Source organism: Pseudomonas stagnisoli, from assembly GCF_048595745.1.
Lineage (GTDB): Bacteria > Pseudomonadota > Gammaproteobacteria > Pseudomonadales > Pseudomonadaceae > Aquipseudomonas > Aquipseudomonas alcaligenes_A.
Map to the genome: position 1 here is coordinate 1136969 of NZ_CP184361.1, position 16978 is coordinate 1153946.

Here is a 16978-nt window from a genome sequence, read left to right on the forward strand (position 1 = left end):
AGATTCGTGAGCAAGTCCCTACAAGCCATCCGTGGCATGAACGACATCCTGCCGGAGCAGACGCCTGCCTGGCGCTACCTGGAGCGCACGGTCGCCGAGCTGCTGGACGGCTATGGCTACAGTGAAATCCGCCTGCCCATCCTCGAGTTCACCGAGTTGTTCGCCCGCGGCATCGGTGAAGGCACCGATGTGGTCGACAAGGAGATGTACACCTTCCTCGACCGCAACGAGGAGTCGCTGACCCTGCGTCCGGAAGGTACTGCCGGTTGCGTGCGCGCCGTGCTCGAGCACGGCCTGTCCGGTGGCGGCCAGGTGCAGAAGCTCTGGTACACCGGGCCGATGTTCCGCTACGAGAAGCCGCAGAAGGGCCGCTATCGCCAGTTCCACCAGATCGGTGTGGAAGCCTTCAACCTGGCGGGGCCGGATGTCGACGCCGAACTCATCGTGCTCACCTGGCGCCTGTGGCAGAAGCTCGGTCTGGCCGATGCGGTGACCCTGCAGCTCAACAGCCTGGGTTCCAGCGAGGCGCGCGCCGCTTATCGCGACGCCCTGGTGGCCTATCTCAACGAGCGCTTCGAGCAGCTCGACGAGGACAGCCAGCGCCGCCTGACCACCAATCCGCTGCGCATCCTCGACAGCAAGAATGCCCAGACCCAGGCTCTGCTGGTCGGTGCGCCGACCCTGGCCGACTACCTCGATGAGGAGTCGCGTCTGCACTTCGAGGGCGTCAAGGCGCGCCTGGACGCGGTGGGTATCCGCTACGAGATCAACCACAAGCTGGTGCGTGGCCTCGATTACTACAACCGCAGCGTGTTCGAGTGGGTCACCGACAAGCTCGGCGCCCAGGGCACCGTGTGCGCCGGTGGCCGCTACGACGGCCTGGTGACCCAGCTCGGCGGCAAGCCGACGCCGGGTGTGGGCTTTGCCATGGGTGTCGAGCGCCTGATCCTGCTGCTGGAAACCCTGCAGCTGCTGCCGGAAGAGCTGAATGCCCCTGCGGACCTCTATCTCTGCGCCTTCGGCGAGGCAGCCGAGCTCGCTGGCCTGGCCCTGGCCGAACGTCTGCGCGACGCCATCCCGGGCCTGCGCCTGTTGGTCAACAGCGGCGGCGGCAGCTTCAAGAGCCAGTTCAAGAAGGCCGACAAGAGCGGCGCGCGCTTTGCCCTGATCCTGGGTGAGGACGAACTGGCTGCCCGCGTGGTAGGTTGCAAGCCCCTGCGCGACGACGCACAGCAACAGAACATTGGCTGGGATGCGCTGCCGGCGCACCTGGCCGCCTGCCTGCAGGCCTGAGAACGAGACGAATAAGGAGTTATTGGGGTGAGCATGACCGAAGAAGAACAGATTGCGCAGATGAAGGACTGGTGGCAGCGCAACGGCAAACCCCTGCTGACCGGCGGCGCCCTGGCCCTGGCCCTGGTGTTCGGCTGGCAGGCCTGGCAGCAGTATCAGACCAATCAGTCGCAGGGCGCTGGCGCCCTGTATCAGCAGCTGCTGGAAACCACCCTGACGCCCAGTGGTCAGCCGGATATCGGCAAGGTCACCGAGCTGGCGGGCAAGCTCAAGAGCGACTTCGCCGGCACCCACTATGCCCAGTACGCGAGTCTGTTCGTCGCCAAGGTAGCTGTGGAGAACGGCAAGCTGGATGATGCCGCGGCCGAGCTCAAGCCGCTGCTGGACAAGCCCCGCGATGCCACTATCGGTGAGCTGGCGCGCCAGCGCCTGGCGCGTGTGCTCGCCGCCCAGGGCAAGGCCGAAGAAGGTCTCAAACTGCTCGACGGCGAGGCCGAGAAGGCCTGGCTGGCCGCGCGCGAAGAACTGCGTGGCGACCTGCTGGTGCAGCTGGGTCGTGGCGACGAAGCACACAAGGCCTATCAGAAGGCCAAGGAAGCTCTGCACGAAGATGCTGCCGTCGGTGGCCTGCAGATGAAACTCGATGACCTGGCGAAAGGGGATGCCTGACGTGATGCGTTGGAAGAATGCCGCCGTGCTGGCCCTGGCCGTGATGGCCGTGGGGTGCAGCAGCAACAGCAAGAAGGAACTGCCGCCGAACGAGTTGCCCGATATCCAGGAGGAAGTGCGCCTGGATGCCCAGTGGAGCCGTTCCATCGGCGATGGTCAGGGCGAGCTGTACAACCTGCTGACCCCGGCCGTGGATGGCGAGCGGCTGTATGCCGCAGCCGTCAGCGGTGAAGTGGTCGCCCTCGATCGCCTGACCGGTGACAAGTTCTGGGAAGTCGAGCTGGACCTGCCGGTTTCCGGTGGCGTCGGCGCCGGCTACGGCCTGGTGCTGGTCGGCACGCTCAAGGGCGAAGTGATCGCCCTGGATGCCAGCAACGGTGAAGAGAAGTGGCGCGCCCGTGTCACCAGCGAAGTACTCTCCGCGCCGGCCACCAACGGCGATGTCGTCGTGGTGCAGACCCAGGATGACCGTCTGATCGCTTTCGATGCCAGCACTGGCGAACAGCGCTGGATCTACGAGAACAGCCCGGCCGTACTGACCCTGCGCGGCACCAGCAGCCCGGTAATGACCAACCGCATGGTGATCGCCGGCCTGTCTACCGGCAAGCTGCTGGCGCTGGACGCCAGCCGTGGCATCCCGGTCTGGGAGCAGCGCGTAGCCATCCCGCAGGGCCGCTCCGAACTGGAGCGTGTGGTCGACATCGACGGCAATCTGCTGCTCTCCGGCGGCAACCTGTATGTCGTGACCTACCAGGGCAAAGTCGCTGCCTTTGATGCTGAGAGCGGTCGCCAGCTGTGGAATCGCGATGCTTCCAGCTACGTCGGCCTGGCCCAGGGCTTCGGCAACGTCTACGTCAGCCTGGCCAACGGTGCCATCGAGAGCGTCGATGAGCGTTCCACCACCTCGCTGTGGAGCAACGATGCGCTGCTGCGTCGCCAGCTGTCCGCGCCGGAAGTGTTCTCCAGCTACGTGGCCGTGGGCGATTTCGAAGGTTACCTGCACCTGCTGAGCCAGGTGGATGGCCACTTCGTCGGCCGCGAGAAGATCGATGGCGACGGCCTGCGTGCCCGCCCGCTGGTGGTTGGTGACTGGATCTACGCCTACGGCAACAGCGGCAAGCTGGTTGGCCTGACCATCCGCTAAGCTGTTCTGCAATGTCCGGCCGCTGCCGTTTTCCGGCAGCGGCCTTTGTGTTTTTGAGGAGGAGCCAATGGTTCCGGTAATCGCCCTGGTGGGCCGCCCCAACGTCGGCAAGTCGACGCTGTTCAACCGCTTGACCAAGACCCGCGACGCTATCGTCGCCGAATACGCGGGCCTGACCCGTGATCGCCAGTACGGCGAGGCCAAGTGGCAGGGGCGCACCTACATCGTCATCGATACCGGCGGCATCTCCGGCGACGAGGAAGGCATCGATGCGAAGATGGCCGAGCAGTCGTTGCAGGCCATCGAAGAAGCCGATGCCGTGCTGTTCATGGTCGACTCGCGGGCGGGCATGACCGCCGCCGACCAGATGATTGCCGAGCACCTGCGCAAGCGGAACAAGCGCAGCTTCCTGATCGCCAACAAGGTCGACACCGTCGATCCGGACATTGCTCGTGCCGAGTTCAGCCCGCTGGGTCTGGGCGATGCGCTGCCGATCGCCGCCGCTCACGGCCGCGGCATCAGCCAGATGCTGGAGGCCGCGCTGGGCATCTTCCCTAGGGACAACGCTGGTGATGAGTTGCTCGAGGGCGTGGAAGGCGATGCCGAGGAAGTGGTTGCCGAAGGCCAGGAGGCCAAGCGCATTCCGGGGCCAAGCGAGAAGGATGGCATCAAGATCGCCATCATCGGTCGTCCCAACGTCGGCAAGTCGACCCTGGTCAACCGCATGCTTGGAGAAGAGCGGGTGATCGTCTATGACCAGGCCGGCACCACCCGCGACAGCATCTACATCCCCTTCGAGCGCGATGAAGAGAAGTACACCCTGATCGACACGGCCGGCGTGCGCCGCCGCGGCAAGATTTTCGAGGCCGTCGAGAAGTTCTCGGTGGTCAAGACCCTGCAGGCCATCCAGGACGCCAACGTGGTGATCTTCGTGATGGATGCCCGCGAGGGCGTGGTCGAGCACGACCTCAACCTGCTCGGCTTCGTGCTGGAAACCGGCCGCGCGCTGGTCATCGCCCTGAACAAATGGGACGGCATGGAGCAGGGCGAGAAGGACTACGTGAAGACCGAGCTGGAGCGCCGGCTGATGTTCGTCGACTGGGCGGACATCCACTTCATCTCCGCCAAGCACGGCACCGGTGTGGGTCACCTGTACAAGTCGGTACAGACCGCCTTCAAGGCCGCTGTCACCCGCTGGCCGACCAACCGCCTGACGCAGATCCTCGAAGACTGCGTGCAGGAGCACCAGCCGCCGACCGTAAACGGCCGCCGCATCAAGCTGCGTTACGCCCACCTGGGTGGTGCCAACCCGCCGCTGATCGTGATCCACGGCAACCAGGTGGACGCGGTCCCCAAGACCTACACCCGTTACCTGGAGAACACCTACCGCCGTGTGCTCAAGCTGGTCGGCACGCCGATCCGCATCGAATACAAGGGCGGTGACAACCCCTACGAGGGCAAGAAGAACAAGCTCACCGAGCGCCAGGTCAACCGCAAGAAGCGCCTGATGAGCCACCACAAGAAGGCCGAGAAGAAGCGCAAGGACAAGAAGCGCTGATTCCCCTGGCAGGCCATCCGAAAGGCGCAGGAGCATAAGCTTCTGCGCCTTTTTCATTTCTGCCGCTGTCGGCCATCGGCTATCCTCGCTGCTCGCCTCACGCCAGCAGGAAGTCCCGATGCTCGCCAGCAAGCTGCCCAATGTCGGCACCACCATCTTCACCCGCATGTCCCAGCTCGCCGCTGAAGTCGGCGCCATCAACCTGTCCCAGGGCTTTCCCGATTTCGACGGCCCGCAGGCGCTGCGCGAGGCCGTGGCCCGCCATGTGCTGGAGGGGCGCAACCAGTACTGCCCGATGACCGGCCTGCCGGCCCTGCGCCAGCAGGTGGCGGCCAAGATCGCGCGTAGCTACGGTGTGCAGCGCGATGCCGACAGCGAGATCACCATCACCCCTGGCGCCACCGAGGCGATCTTCTGTGCCGTGCAGGCGCTGATCCATCCGGGCGACGAGGCCATCGTCCTCGACCCCTGCTACGACAGCTACGAGCCCTCGGTGGAACTGGCCGGCGGCCGCTGCGTGCACGTACCGCTGGCGTTACCGGACTTCGCCGTGGACTGGCAGCGCCTGAGTGACGCCATCACTCCGCGTACCCGGCTGATCTTCCTCAACTCGCCGCACAACCCCAGTGGCGCGCTGCTCAGCGGTGCCGACCTGGACCGGCTGGCGGCGCTGATTCGCGGTCGCGACATCCATGTGATCAGCGACGAGGTTTACGAGCACCTGATCTTCGACGGCGCCCGCCATGCCAGCGTGCTGGCCCACGAGGAGCTGTACGCCCGTGCCTTCGTGGTCAGCTCGTTCGGCAAGACCTACCACGTCACCGGCTGGAAGACCGGCTACGTGGTGGCACCGCCTCAACTGACCGCCGAGCTGCGCAAGATCCACCAGTACGTGAACTTCTGCGGCGTGACGCCGCTGCAGCACGGCCTGGCCGACTTCATGGCTGTCCACCCCGAGCATGTGGAAGAGCTGCCAGCCTTCTACCAGGCCAAGCGCGATCTGTTCTGCGACCTGCTGGCCGGCTCGCGTTTCCGCTTCACCTGTGCGCCGGGTACCTATTTCCAGCTGGCCGACTACTCGGCGATCCGCCCGGACCTGGACGATGTGGCCATGGCCGAATGGCTGGCTCGCGAGCACGGCGTGGCGGCCATCCCCGTATCGGTGTTCTACCAGCAGGCCCCGGCCGACATGCGCCTGGTGCGCTTCTGTTTCGCCAAACGCGAGGAAACCTTGCGCCAGGCCGCCGCCAAGCTCTGCGCGGTGTAGGGTGGATAACCGCGAAGCGTTATCCACCAAGGCGTGGTGGATGTGAAAAGCGACATCCACCCTACGACGAGAGATGAGATGAGCGATAAACCCGACCTCGAACTGGCGCTGATCCAGAGCGAACTGGACTGGCACGACCCCGTCGCCAACCGCGCGCGCTTCGCGCCGTTGCTGGAACAGGCGCGCGGTGCCGACCTGGTGATACTGCCGGAGATGTTCAGCACCGGCTTTTCCATGCACTCGGCCGAACTGGCCGAGCCAGAAGAGGGCCCGACTACGGCCTGGCTACGCGAGCAGGCCATGGCCCTCGGCGCGGTGGTGACCGGCAGCCTGATCATCCAGGCCGCCGACGGCAGCTATCGCAACCGCCTGCTGTGGGCGCGCCCGGACGGCACCCTGGCGCACTACGACAAGCGCCACCTGTTCCGCATGGCCGGCGAGCACAAGCATTACGCCGCCGGTGACGAGCAGGTGCTGCTGGACGTGAAGGGTTGGCAGGTACGCCCGCTGATCTGCTACGACCTGCGTTTCCCGGTATGGAGCCGCGACCCGCACAACACCGACCTGCTGCTGTACACCGCCAACTGGCCGGGCGCGCGCCGCCACCACTGGAACCGCCTGCTGCCGGCGCGGGCCATCGAGAACCTGTGCTACGTGGCGGCGGTCAATCGCATCGGTACGGATGGCAAGGGTCATGCCTACACGGGTGACTCCCAGGTGCTGGATTTCCAGGGCGAGCTCCTGCTGGCTCCGGGCGCTGCATCCGGGGTGTTCCGTGTGCGTCTGTCGGCCCGGGAGTTGGCGGCTTACCGCGAGCGCTTCCCGGCTCACCTGGATGCGGATGCCTTTGCGCTGGCCTGATTCAGGGCTACTGCAGGTAGCTGTCGTAGATGGCCTGGTAGCGCCCGCTGGCCTTGAGGTGGCGCAGGCCGGCGTTGAAATCGTCGCGGATCTGCTGCGAGCGAAACAGCGGCCGGTAGTTCTGCGGGTCTTCCTCGACGAAGGAGTGGAACACCACTGCCTTGGCCTTGAACAGGCTGGTGCGCTCGAGCAGTTGCTCGAAGTACTGGTAGATGCGCTGGTCGCTCAGCACCAGGTCGTAGCGGCCCTTGTTCAGGCCCAGCACCTGCAGTTCCTGGTTGTTCTGCTCGAAGTACAGTCCGGCGGCCTCGCTGGCGGCCAGCCATTCCGGGTAGCGCTTGGCGGCGCCCTGGAAGGCGACGATGCTCAGCCCCTGCAGGTCCTCGGGCTTCTCGATCTGCAGGCGACGCCCCTGCAGGCTGATCAGCACGTTGCGATAGAGCACGGCCGGCTCGCCATAGTGGGCACCCTGGGTGCTGAGATCCTGGCCGAGGTCGGTCATCGCCGCCTGTACTTCGCCCTGGCGAAAGGCCAGGGGCACGCGGGCCAGAGGGAAGTAGCGCGGAACCAGGCGGTGGCCGCGATAGGCCAGGGCCTCACCGATCACGTCCAGCTCGATGCCGCTGTCGCTTTCCGGAAAGCAGTAGGGGGGAATCTTTTCGCCGAAGGCCATGACCACGTCGTCGGCCTGCGCAGCGCCCGTCCAGGCCAGGGTCAGGATCAGCAGCAGGCTGCGCAGTGGCGAGGTCATGGCATCGCTCCTTGACGGGTTATTTTCCAGTCTAGAGCGTCTCGCCGCGGCCGCACGACCGCCCGGCAGGGCGGTCGTGCGTTCACTCAGAGCGATGCCATATCGATGACGAAGCGGTACTTCACATCGCTTTTCAGCATGCGCTCGTAGGCGTCGTTGATCGCCTGCATGGGGATCATCTCGATGTCCGAGACGATGCCGTGTTCGGCGCAGAAGTCGAGCATCTCCTGGGTCTCGGCGATGCCGCCGATCAGCGAGCCGGCGATGCGGCGGCGCTTGAAGATCAGGCCGAACACGTCCGCCGGCGGGTGCGGCGAATCCGGCGCGCCGACCAGGCACAGGGTGGCGTCGCGCTTGAGCAGGTTGAGGAAAGGGTTGAGGTCGTGCGGCGCGGCCACGGTGTTGAGGATGAAATCGAAGCTGCCGGCATGCGCGGCCATCTCCTCGGCGTTCTTCGACACCACCACGTCGCTGGCGCCCAGGCGCAGGGCGTCTTCACGCTTGTTCGGCGAGGTGGTGAACAGCACGACATGGGCGCCCATGGCCGCGGCGATCTTCACGCCCATATGGCCAAGCCCACCGAGGCCGACGATGCCGACCTTCTGTCCCGGGCCGACCTTCCACTGGCGCAGCGGCGAGTAAGTGGTGATACCGGCGCACAGCAGCGGGGCAACGGCGGCCAGGTTGCCGGTATGGCTGATGCGCAGGACGAAGCGCTGGTCGACCACGATGTGCTGGGAGTAGCCGCCGAAGGTGTTCTCGCCGCCGAACACCGGGCCGTTGTAGGTGCCGGTGAAGCCGCTCTCGCAATACTGCTCCAGGCTCTCGTTGCAGGAGGCGCAGTGACGGCAGCTGTCGACCATGCAGCCGACGCCGGCGACGTCGCCGACCTTGAACGTCGACACGTTGCTGCCGACGGCCGTGACCCTGCCGACGATCTCGTGGCCTGGCACTGATGGGTACAGGGTGTTGTGCCATTCGTTGCGCGCGGTGTGCAGGTCCGAGTGGCAGACGCCGCAGTAGAGGATGTCGATGGCGACGTCATCCGGGCCTACGGCGCGGCGCTCGATCTCGACGGGCGCCAGCGGGGTGTGCGGAGCCTGGGCGGCATAGGCGAGGGTCTTGCTCATGGAAATCTCCTGGGGCGATCGTGGACCTGGGAGAGGCTAGTGCAAGGGCGCCATGCGGGCTTGCCTGATCCTGCCGAATCCATGCCCAGAGATGCGCGCATGAAAAAGGGGGCCGCAGCCCCCTCGATCACTCGCTGTACACTCAGGCGGCCTGCGCTTCGGCCTGCTCCAGGGCGCGGTTGAGGGCGCTGAACAGGGCGCGGAAGGTCGCGGTGGTGAGGTTCTCGTCGATGCCGATGCCGTGCAGCGGGCGGCCACCGTTCAGGCGTACCTCGATATAGGCCACGGCTTGGGCGTTGGTGCCGGCGCTGATGGCGTGCTCGTGGTAGTCCATGATCTCGATGTTCTGCGGCAGCGCGGCGACCAGCGCCTCCAGCGGGCCTTTGCCGGTGCCGTGCTTGCGGCGGGTTTCGCCGTCGTAGGCGACTTCCACGTCGACGGTGCAGATGCCGTTCTCTTCCTGCAGGCGGTGGCCCTTGAGCACGTAGGGGCTGTCGGCTTGCAGGTACTCGCTTTCCAGCAGGCCGTAGATCTGCGCGGCAGTCATCTCCAGGCCGAGGCGGTCGGTCTCGCGCTGGACCACCTGGCTGAACTCGATCTGCATGCGGCGCGGCAGGCTGATGCCGTACTCCTGCTCGAGCAGGAAGGTGATGCCACCTTTGCCGGACTGGCTGTTGACGCGGATCACGGCTTCATAGTCGCGGCCGATGTCAGCCGGGTCGATCGGCAGGTACGGCACTTCCCAGATGCCTTCCGGGTCCTGCTGGGCAAAGCCCTTGCGGATGGCATCCTGGTGCGAGCCGGAGAACGCGGTATGGACCAGGTCGCCAACGTACGGATGGCGTGGGTGCACCGGCAGCTGGTTACACTCTTCCACCACCTTGCGCACGGCATCGATGTCGGAGAAGTCCAGCTCGGGGTCGACGCCCTGGGTGTAGAGGTTCAGCGCCAGGGTCACCAGGCAGACGTTGCCGGTGCGCTCGCCGTTGCCGAACAGGCAGCCTTCCACGCGGTCGGCGCCCGCCATCACGGCCAGCTCCGAGGCCGCTACGCCGGTGCCACGGTCATTGTGGGTGTGCACGCTGATCAGCACGCTGTCGCGGCGGTCGATGCGGCGGCCGAACCACTCGATCTGGTCGGCGTAGTTGTTCGGCGTGGCGCACTCGATGGTCGCCGGCAGGTTGAGGATCAGCTTCTGCGCCGGTGTGGGCTCGAACACGCCGATCACCGCGTTGCACACTTCGACGGCGAAGTCGGTCTCGGTGGAGCTGAATACTTCCGGCGAGTACTCGAAGCCCCACTGGGTTTCCGGCTGCGCGGCGGCCAGGCGCTTGATGATGCGCGCGGCATTGGTGGCGATCTCGATCACGCCAGCCTTGTCCTGGTTGAAGACGATGCGGCGGAAGCTCGGCGCGGTGGCGTTGTAGTAATGGACGATGGCCTTCTTGGCGCCCTTGAGCGACTCGAAGGTGCGCGTGATCAGGTCTTCGCGGGCCTGGGTCAGCACCTGGATGGTCACGTCGTCAGGGATGTGGCCGCCGTCGATCAGCTCGCGGACGAAGTCGAAGTCGGTCTGCGAGGCGGACGGAAAGCCCACTTCGATTTCCTTCAGGCCCACGGCGACCAGGCACTTGAAGAAGCGCATCTTCTTCTCGGCGTCCATCGGCTCGATCAGCGACTGGTTGCCGTCGCGCAGGTCGGTGGACAGCCAGATCGGCGCCTTGTCGATGATCTGGTCCGGCCAGGTGCGATCCGGCAGCTGGATCGGGGTAAAGGGACGGTATTTCTTCGACGGGTCTTTGAGCATGGTCATGGCGAAAATCCTTGGGCGGCAGCAGGCCGGGGCAATCGAAAGAGGCGAATGGCGGGGAGGCGGTTCAGCCACGCAGTCGCGGACTGACCAGGCGCTGGCAGGCGTGTTGACGCAGAAGAATGAGGGTATGGGCCGTTTTCATGCTGACAACCCTACTTTTAGTAGGTAAAGATGGCAATACCTGTCGTAAAGACGCTCTAAAATTGCGGCCTTGATGATTTTTTAGCTATCAATTGCGGGGGGGTGGCGCTTTCTTTGGCTTTATTGCGCTGATTCAGTTCAGTAGGCTGAGTACTGCCTGAGGCTGCTGGTTGGCCTGGGCCAGCACGCTCTGGGCGGCTTGCTGGATGATCTGTCTGGACACCAGCTCCGCGGTTTCCTTGGCATAGTCGGTGTCGAGAATGCGCGAGCGGCTGGCGGCCGCGTTTTCGGCAATGCTCTGCAGGTTCTCGAGGGTGGATTGCAGACGATTCTGCACCGCACCCATGTAGGCGCGTTGGCGGTCTATGTAGCCGAGCGCGTCGTCCACATCCATCACGGCCAGCCCGGGCAGGTCGACCAGATCCAGGCGCGTGAGGGCAAGCGTATCTGCGTTGAACGAGCTGATGCCGATCTGGATGGTTTCGTAAGCTTCGGCGCCTACCTGGAATTGGGTAAGAGCATTGCCTCCCACGCCATTGATGCTGAATAGCTCTGGCTCATCCAGGCTGAAGCCCTGTGCTCCCGGCACGCCGGTACCCTGGTTGGGGAGCACGCTCTCTGCGGTCAGCTCGCGGCCATTGTCGGCATCCAGTCCGCCGATGGCACCGGTATCGGCGTTGCTCAGGTTCATTCCGGCGACATAGCTGGCTGCGTCGGCATTGAACTGGGTATTGAAGTCGGCCAGGCTGGCAAAGGCACCTTTGCTGGCATTGGTCAGTGCCTGGGTGAGCGTGGAGCCGGCATTGGTATTCAGATACCCCATGATGTCCTTGATGCCTTTGCCACCCGCTGCCTTGATGCTGTCGTGCATATAGCGGATAGCGGCATAGCCGGCGGAGTAGCCCGCGCTGCCGCTGACATCGTCCGCGTTGAAGGCTGTCAGGATGCCTGCCACGCTGGTGCCGCCGGCTGTGTCTGCGGCCAGGCGTTCATCTGCGCCATGAACGGCCTCGGCGGTTCCCTCGATGAACCAGTTGGTCAGGCCCGAAGCGAAGTTCATGGTACGTCCCATCACAGCGTGGGCCATTTCGTGGGCAATGACCCTGTCGGTGTACTGCGCTGGATTGGTGCCCCCATTGGGCAGCGTACTGGCGTCGAAGTAGGCCAGATTGACATCCAGTACCTGGTTCAAAACCCGGCCGCTGGCATCGGCCCCGGAATAGGACACCGAGGCCAGCGCTGTGCTGCTGGCATTGTCGCTGAAGGTGATGTCCAGTTCGGTGCCGCCGGCCCGCAGGCCGTAAGCATCGAAGACGCGCTGTTCGCCCTCGTTGATCCAGAAACCCTTGAGTGAGTTGAGCACTGCGCGCTGGTCCAGGTCGCCCAGCACCGAGAAGCTGCCCTGGTCAAAGACCTTGCGGCCGGCGAAGGTTGTGGTCTCGTTGACTCGGTTGATTTCCTGCAGCAGCTGCTGTGCTTCCTGATTCAGGGCCTCGCGCTCGCTGATGCCGTTGGAGCCATTCATTGCCTGGAGGCCGAGCGCGCGTATGCGCTGCAGGGCATCGGTCACGCTTTGTAGCGCACCCTCTGCCACCTGCAGCAGCGATATGCCGTCGTTGGCATTTCGCGTCGCCACATTCAGGCCTCGCACTTGCGAGGTCAGGCGGTTGGAAATCTGCAGTCCGGCGGCATCATCTTTGGCGCTGTTGATCCGCTGTCCGGTGGACAGGCGTTGCAGCGCGGTGTTGAGTCCGGTGCTGTTGCTTTCCAGTTGGCGACGCGTGAATGACGAGGCGATGTTGGTATTGACCGTCAGCATCCAGTCGGCTCACACGCGAATCTGCCGAACGGCGGTTCGGCTTCACTGGATACATCGGCTTAGCGACACGGGGCTTGAGTCACGCTTTGCAGCGGACGACGGACGGTACCTGCTTACGGCTTGAATGCGCCGATAAAGATCGCCGGATCGACCCGCGCATCGTTAAGGCTGACGTTCCAGTGCATGTGCGGCCCGGTTGCGCGGCCGGTAGCGCCGACGCGGCCGAGCACGCCGCCGCGCGGCAGTTCCTGGCCTAGCTGCACATCGACCTTGGACAGGTGGCAGAACATGCTGATCAGGCCCTGGCCGTGGTCGACGAACACCGTCTTGCCATTGAAGAAATAGTCGCCGATCAGGATCACCTTGCCGGCCGCCGGTGCCTTGATCGGCGTGCCGGCGCCCACGGCGAAGTCCAGGCCGGAATGCGGGTTGCGTTCCTCGCCATTGAAGAAGCGGCGCAGGCCAAAGGGGGAGGACAGCGGTCCGTTGACCGGCTTGTCGAACAGCAGGTTACTCGGCTGGCGGGCGCTGAAATGCTGGTAGGCGCGCGTCTGCTCGGCCAGCTCGCGCTCGATGCGCTTGAGGTTGGCCGGGCTCGGGTTGACCTGCTCCTGGTTCTTCAGGGTGATGCGCTGCTCGCGGTAGTACTTGGTGCCGACTGTGAAACTCAGCGCCTGGCCGTTCGCCTCGATCTGCTGCGTGCCCGGCTTGACCGTCAACGGGATGCCGACGATGGCGATCCAGCGCCTGCCTTCTTCCTTGACCACTAAAACCGGCTTGCCCTGGTAGCGCGCCTGGGGTGCGCTTGAGCCTTCGCCCAGGTCGACCACTGCCACGCCGCCGGGCACCGGCTTGTTCAGCAGGCGGGTGATAAAGCCTTCCGCATGTGCAGGCAGGGCAAGGCAGAGCAGCAGGGCGATAAGCGGGCGCACGTATCAATCCAGAAGTGAGAGGGTGACCGGAGTCAGGTGGTTGTCTTCGACGCGCACGTCCAGCTCGCCCTCGCCCAGGCGCGCCTTGAGGCGCTGGCCGGGGCGTGTCTGGGCGGCGCTGCGCACGGCCTGGCCACGTTCGTCGAGGAGGATGCTGTAACCGCGGCCAAGGGTGGCCAGCGGGCTGACGATATGCAGTGTTTGCGCGAGATTTTCCAGCTGCCGGCGCTGTTGGCGCAGCTGCAGTTCGATGGCGCGTGGCAGGCGTTCGCCCAGGCTGTCCAGGCGCTGGCGCAGCAGGGCCAGGGCGCGCCCTGGGTGCTGGGCGTGCAGGCGGCCGTCCAGGCGCGCCAGACGCTCTTGGCGACTGGTGGACTGCTGGGCGAAGGCGCGGCGCAGGCGCATGTCCAGGTCGTCCAGGCGCTGGGCCTGCTGGCGCAGGCGCTCGCCGGGGTGGCGCAGGCGTCGGGCCAGGCCGTCCAGGCGCAGTTGCTCACGGCTCAGGCGGGTGCGTAGGCTCAGCGCCAGACGACGGTTGAGGCTGTCCAGGCGGCGCTGCAGGTCGGAGCTGTCCGGGGCCAGCAGCTCGGCGGCGGCCGATGGCGTCGGCGCGCGCACATCGGCGACGAAGTCGCTGATCGACACATCGGTCTCATGGCCGACGGCGCTGACGATGGGCGTGATGCAGTCCGCCACGGCGCGGGCCACGGCTTCTTCGTTGAAGCACCAGAGGTCCTCCAGCGAGCCACCGCCGCGCGCCAGGATGATCGCGTCGAAGCCGGCGCGGTCGGCCAGTTGCAGGGCACGGACAATCTGCGCGGTGGCCTCGCGGCCTTGCACGGCAGTGGGGATCAGGGTCAGCGCCACCTGCGGCGCGCGGCGGCGGAACACGCTGATGATGTCGCGGATCACCGCGCCGGTGGGCGAGCTGACGATGCCGATGCGCTGCGGGTGGGCGGGCAGGGCGCGCTTGCGTTCGCTGGCAAACAGCCCCTCGGCGGAGAGCTTTTCCTTGAGCGCCTCGAAGGCCAGGCGCAGGGCGCCGTCGCCGGCCGGCTCGACTGTGTCGAGGATCAGCTGGTAGTCGCCGCGCCCCTCGAACAGCGAGACCTTGCCGCGTACCCTGACCGCCAGACCGTCGCGCAGGGCCTGGCGCACGCGAGCGGCGTTCTGCCGGAACAGCGCGCAGCGCACCTGGGCCTGGCTGTCCTTGAGGGTGAAGTACAGGTGGCCTGAAGCCGGCTTGGCCAGGTTGGAGATTTCACCTTCGACCCAGACCTGGGCGAACACGTCCTCCAGCAGCAGGCGGGCGCGGTTGTTCAGTTGGCTGACGCTGAGCGCTTCGCGGTCGAGACCGAGGCGCTGGAAGGGATCATTGAGCATGGCGGCATGATAAAGGCTTTGTCCGGTCGGCCATAGGCGCACTTGACCGTTGCGTCGGTGCGATTAAGCTGCGCGGCCTTTCCATGTCAGGCTTGGCTCATGAGCGAGCAGATCATTCTCGTCCCCCGTATCTCCAGCCTGCCCGAGCACGAGGCGCGGGCGCGTCTGCTGCTGCGCTGGCTGGTCAAGCGCGAGATCGTGGCGGAACTGCCGAGCACCTGCGGCGCCCTCGGTAACGGCATGGCCCATGCCATCGGCGCGGGCGCGCGGCGGATAGTCGAGCGGCCGGACCTGCTGCCGTTCGGCCAGCCGCTCAACGGCCTGCAGATCGTCAGCAAGCGCTGCATCTATACGCCGACCGAGGGCTTCCTCGAAGAGGCCGGCTGCCCCGAATGCCGCCAGGAGATCGGCGAGGCGCTGTTCGACAGCCTGGATGAGTGGATGCCCGGCGACACCGATAACTTCAGCTGTCCGCAGTGCGGCCATGAAGATGACATCAACGGCTTCCTGTTCCTGCAGCCCTGCGCCTTTTCCAACCTGGGATTCGTCTTCAACGGCTGGGGACAGGCCGGCTTTCGTCAGGCTTTCCTCGATGAGTTTGCCGAGCGCCTGGGCTACCCATTGGCACAAGTGCAGGTAAAGCGCTGAGCGCGCATTGAGCGAAGGCACTCGCCTGGGTATAATGCCGCGCTTCTTATTTTTCCCTCCCGGGAGCCCTGCCATGCTGCGCATCAGCCAAGAAGCACTGACCTTCGACGACGTTCTGCTCATCCCCGGTTATTCCGAAGTCCTGCCCAAGGACGTCAGCCTGAAGACCCGCCTGACCCGTGGCATCGAGCTGAATATCCCGCTGCTGTCCGCAGCCATGGATACCGTCACCGAAGCGCGCCTGGCCATCGCCATGGCCCAGGAAGGCGGCATCGGCATCATCCACAAAAACATGACCATCGAGCAGCAGGCTGCCGAGGTACGCAAGGTCAAGAAATTCGAGGCCGGCGTGGTCAAGGACCCGATTACCATCGAGGCCGACGCCACCGTGCGTGACCTGTTCGAGCTGACCCGCCAGCACAACATCTCCGGCGTGCCGGTGCTGAGCAATGGCGACCTGGTCGGCATCGTCACCTCCCGCGACGTGCGCTTCGAAAACCGCCTGGACGCCCTGGTGCGTGACGTGATGACGCCGAAAGAGCGCCTGGTCACCGTCAAGGAAGGCGCGACCAAGGAAGCCGTGCGCGAGCTGCTGCACAAGAACCGCATCGAGAAAGTCCTGATCGTCGACGACGCCTTCACCCTCAAGGGCATGATGACCGTCACCGACATCGAGAAGGCCAAGGCCTACCCGCTGGCCAGCAAGGACGACCAGGGTCGCCTGCGCGTTGGCGCCGCGGTCGGCACCGGCGCCGATACCGGTGACCGCGTCGCCGCGCTGGTGGCTGCCGGCGTTGACGTGATCATCGTCGACACCGCCCACGGTCACTCCAAGGGTGTGATCGACCGCGTGCGCTGGGTCAAGGAGAACTTCCCGGAAGTCCAGGTAATCGGCGGCAACATCGCCACCGGCGAAGCCGCCAAGGCCCTCGCCGAGGCCGGCGCTGACGGCGTCAAGGTCGGCATCGGCCCGGGTTCCATCTGCACCACCCGTATCGTCGCCGGCGTCGGCGTACCGCAGATCAGTGCCGTGGCCAACGTCGCCGCCGCCCTGGCCGGTACCGGCGTACCGCTGATCGCCGATGGTGGTATCCGCTTCTCCGGCGACCTGGCCAAGGCCATCGCCGCCGGGGCCTCCGCCGTGATGATCGGTTCCATGCTGGCCGGTACCGAAGAGGCGCCGGGCGAAGTCGAGCTGTTCCAGGGCCGCTCCTACAAAGCCTACCGTGGCATGGGCTCGCTCGGCGCCATGGCCCAGGCCCAGGGCTCCTCGGATCGCTACTTCCAGGACTCCGCGGCCGGTGCCGAGAAGCTGGTGCCGGAAGGTATCGAAGGCCGCGTGCCGTACAAGGGCGCGATGGGCGCCATCGTGCATCAGCTGATGGGCGGCCTGCGTGCCTCCATGGGCTACACCGGCAGCGCCTCCATCGAGGAGATGCGCACCAAGCCGCAGTTCGTGCGTATCACCGGCGCCGGCATGGCCGAGTCGCACGTGCACGATGTGCAGATCACCAAAGAAGCCCCGAACTACCGCGTGGGCTAAGGTCCATTGCATTGACTCGACACGGG

At 65.4% G+C, this 16978-nt stretch carries 14 protein-coding genes; 8 read left to right on the top strand and 6 right to left on the bottom strand.

From position 1 onward, the window contains the following. The first annotated feature begins 6 nt into the window (after positions 1-6). The 6 genes from hisS to ACOAPY_RS05435 all read left to right on the top strand — a co-directional run bounded on the left by hisS (position 7) and on the right by ACOAPY_RS05435 (position 6792). Positions 7-1293: a histidine--tRNA ligase gene (gene hisS, locus ACOAPY_RS05410; RefSeq protein WP_465155453.1), complete on the top strand. Its 1287-nt coding sequence runs from the start codon at positions 7-9 to the stop codon at positions 1291-1293. A 33-nt stretch (positions 1294-1326) separates the two neighbouring features. Continuing rightward, positions 1327-1962 carry a YfgM family protein gene (locus ACOAPY_RS05415; protein WP_465155455.1) on the top strand — a complete coding sequence of 212 codons (636 nt, stop codon included), beginning with the start codon at positions 1327-1329 and terminating at the stop codon, positions 1960-1962. Continuing rightward, the gene (bamB, locus tag ACOAPY_RS05420; protein ID WP_076425880.1) at positions 1955-3106 is read left to right on the top strand and encodes an outer membrane protein assembly factor BamB; all 1152 of its coding nucleotides are present in this window, start codon (positions 1955-1957) and stop codon (positions 3104-3106) included. The genes ACOAPY_RS05415 and bamB overlap by 8 nt, the downstream gene beginning before the upstream one ends. A 67-nt stretch (positions 3107-3173) precedes the next feature. Then, on the top strand, positions 3174-4664 hold the full coding sequence (der, locus tag ACOAPY_RS05425; protein ID WP_465155456.1) for a ribosome biogenesis GTPase Der: 1491 nt from the start codon (positions 3174-3176) through the stop codon (positions 4662-4664). 118 nt (positions 4665-4782) lie between these two features. Then, on the top strand, positions 4783-5931 hold the full coding sequence (locus ACOAPY_RS05430; protein WP_465155458.1) for a pyridoxal phosphate-dependent aminotransferase: 1149 nt from the start codon (positions 4783-4785) through the stop codon (positions 5929-5931). Between the two features lie 78 nt (positions 5932-6009). Next, on the top strand, positions 6010-6792 hold the full coding sequence (locus ACOAPY_RS05435; RefSeq protein WP_465155460.1) for an amidohydrolase: 783 nt from the start codon (positions 6010-6012) through the stop codon (positions 6790-6792). A gap of 7 nt (positions 6793-6799) precedes the next feature. Here ACOAPY_RS05435 and ACOAPY_RS05440 read toward each other — a convergent pair whose 3' ends face one another. The 6 genes from ACOAPY_RS05440 to xseA all read right to left on the bottom strand — a co-directional run bounded on the left by ACOAPY_RS05440 (position 6800) and on the right by xseA (position 14761). After that, on the bottom strand, positions 6800-7543 hold the full coding sequence (locus ACOAPY_RS05440) for a substrate-binding periplasmic protein (protein ID WP_465155461.1): 744 nt from the start codon (positions 7541-7543) through the stop codon (positions 6800-6802). Positions 7544-7629: 86 nt separating this feature from the next. Next, a complete protein-coding gene (locus ACOAPY_RS05445; RefSeq protein WP_465155463.1) occupies positions 7630-8673 on the bottom strand; it encodes an NAD(P)-dependent alcohol dehydrogenase in 1044 nt (347 codons plus the stop codon). Positions 8674-8815: 142 nt separating this feature from the next. Continuing rightward, complete coding sequence (gene leuA, locus ACOAPY_RS05450; RefSeq protein ID WP_465155464.1) at positions 8816-10486, bottom strand: 2-isopropylmalate synthase; 1671 nt, start codon at positions 10484-10486, stop codon at positions 8816-8818. Between the two features lie 274 nt (positions 10487-10760). Further along, positions 10761-12446 carry a flagellinolysin gene (locus ACOAPY_RS05455; RefSeq protein ID WP_465155466.1) on the bottom strand — a complete coding sequence of 562 codons (1686 nt, stop codon included), beginning with the start codon at positions 12444-12446 and terminating at the stop codon, positions 10761-10763. Between the two features lie 113 nt (positions 12447-12559). After that, on the bottom strand, positions 12560-13378 hold the full coding sequence (locus tag ACOAPY_RS05460) for a peptidoglycan DD-metalloendopeptidase family protein (protein ID WP_465155468.1): 819 nt from the start codon (positions 13376-13378) through the stop codon (positions 12560-12562). A gap of 3 nt (positions 13379-13381) precedes the next feature. Beyond that, positions 13382-14761: an exodeoxyribonuclease VII large subunit gene (gene xseA, locus ACOAPY_RS05465; protein WP_465155470.1), complete on the bottom strand. Its 1380-nt coding sequence runs from the start codon at positions 14759-14761 to the stop codon at positions 13382-13384. Between the two features lie 99 nt (positions 14762-14860). On the opposite strand from xseA, the gene ACOAPY_RS05470 reads away from it, so the two are divergent. Together ACOAPY_RS05470 and guaB are read left to right on the top strand one after the other, a co-directional pair. After that, positions 14861-15409 carry a sugar ABC transporter ATPase gene (locus ACOAPY_RS05470; RefSeq protein ID WP_465155472.1) on the top strand — a complete coding sequence of 183 codons (549 nt, stop codon included), beginning with the start codon at positions 14861-14863 and terminating at the stop codon, positions 15407-15409. 73 nt (positions 15410-15482) lie between these two features. Beyond that, the gene (guaB, locus tag ACOAPY_RS05475; protein ID WP_076428047.1) at positions 15483-16952 is read left to right on the top strand and encodes an IMP dehydrogenase; all 1470 of its coding nucleotides are present in this window, start codon (positions 15483-15485) and stop codon (positions 16950-16952) included. Positions 16953-16978: the final 26 nt, after the last annotated feature.

Excerpts from the sequence above, each read along its gene's own strand:
- leuA (WP_465155464.1), bottom strand. The coding sequence starts at position 10,486 with ATGACCATGCTCAAAGACCCGTCGAAGAAATACCGTCCCTTTACCCCG.
- ACOAPY_RS05430 (WP_465155458.1), top strand. The coding sequence starts at position 4,783 with ATGCTCGCCAGCAAGCTGCCCAATGTCGGCACCACCATCTTCACCCGC.
- der (WP_465155456.1), top strand. The coding sequence starts at position 3,174 with ATGGTTCCGGTAATCGCCCTGGTGGGCCGCCCCAACGTCGGCAAGTCG.
- ACOAPY_RS05455 (WP_465155466.1), bottom strand. The coding sequence starts at position 12,446 with ATGCTGACGGTCAATACCAACATCGCCTCGTCATTCACGCGTCGCCAA.
- ACOAPY_RS05445 (WP_465155463.1), bottom strand. The coding sequence starts at position 8,673 with ATGAGCAAGACCCTCGCCTATGCCGCCCAGGCTCCGCACACCCCGCTG.
- ACOAPY_RS05470 (WP_465155472.1), top strand. The coding sequence starts at position 14,861 with ATGAGCGAGCAGATCATTCTCGTCCCCCGTATCTCCAGCCTGCCCGAG.
- xseA (WP_465155470.1), bottom strand. The coding sequence starts at position 14,761 with ATGCTCAATGATCCCTTCCAGCGCCTCGGTCTCGACCGCGAAGCGCTC.
- ACOAPY_RS05415 (WP_465155455.1), top strand. The coding sequence starts at position 1,327 with ATGACCGAAGAAGAACAGATTGCGCAGATGAAGGACTGGTGGCAGCGC.
- guaB (WP_076428047.1), top strand. The coding sequence starts at position 15,483 with ATGCTGCGCATCAGCCAAGAAGCACTGACCTTCGACGACGTTCTGCTC.
- bamB (WP_076425880.1), top strand. The coding sequence starts at position 1,955 with ATGCCTGACGTGATGCGTTGGAAGAATGCCGCCGTGCTGGCCCTGGCC.
- ACOAPY_RS05440 (WP_465155461.1), bottom strand. The coding sequence starts at position 7,543 with ATGACCTCGCCACTGCGCAGCCTGCTGCTGATCCTGACCCTGGCCTGG.
- ACOAPY_RS05435 (WP_465155460.1), top strand. The coding sequence starts at position 6,010 with ATGAGCGATAAACCCGACCTCGAACTGGCGCTGATCCAGAGCGAACTG.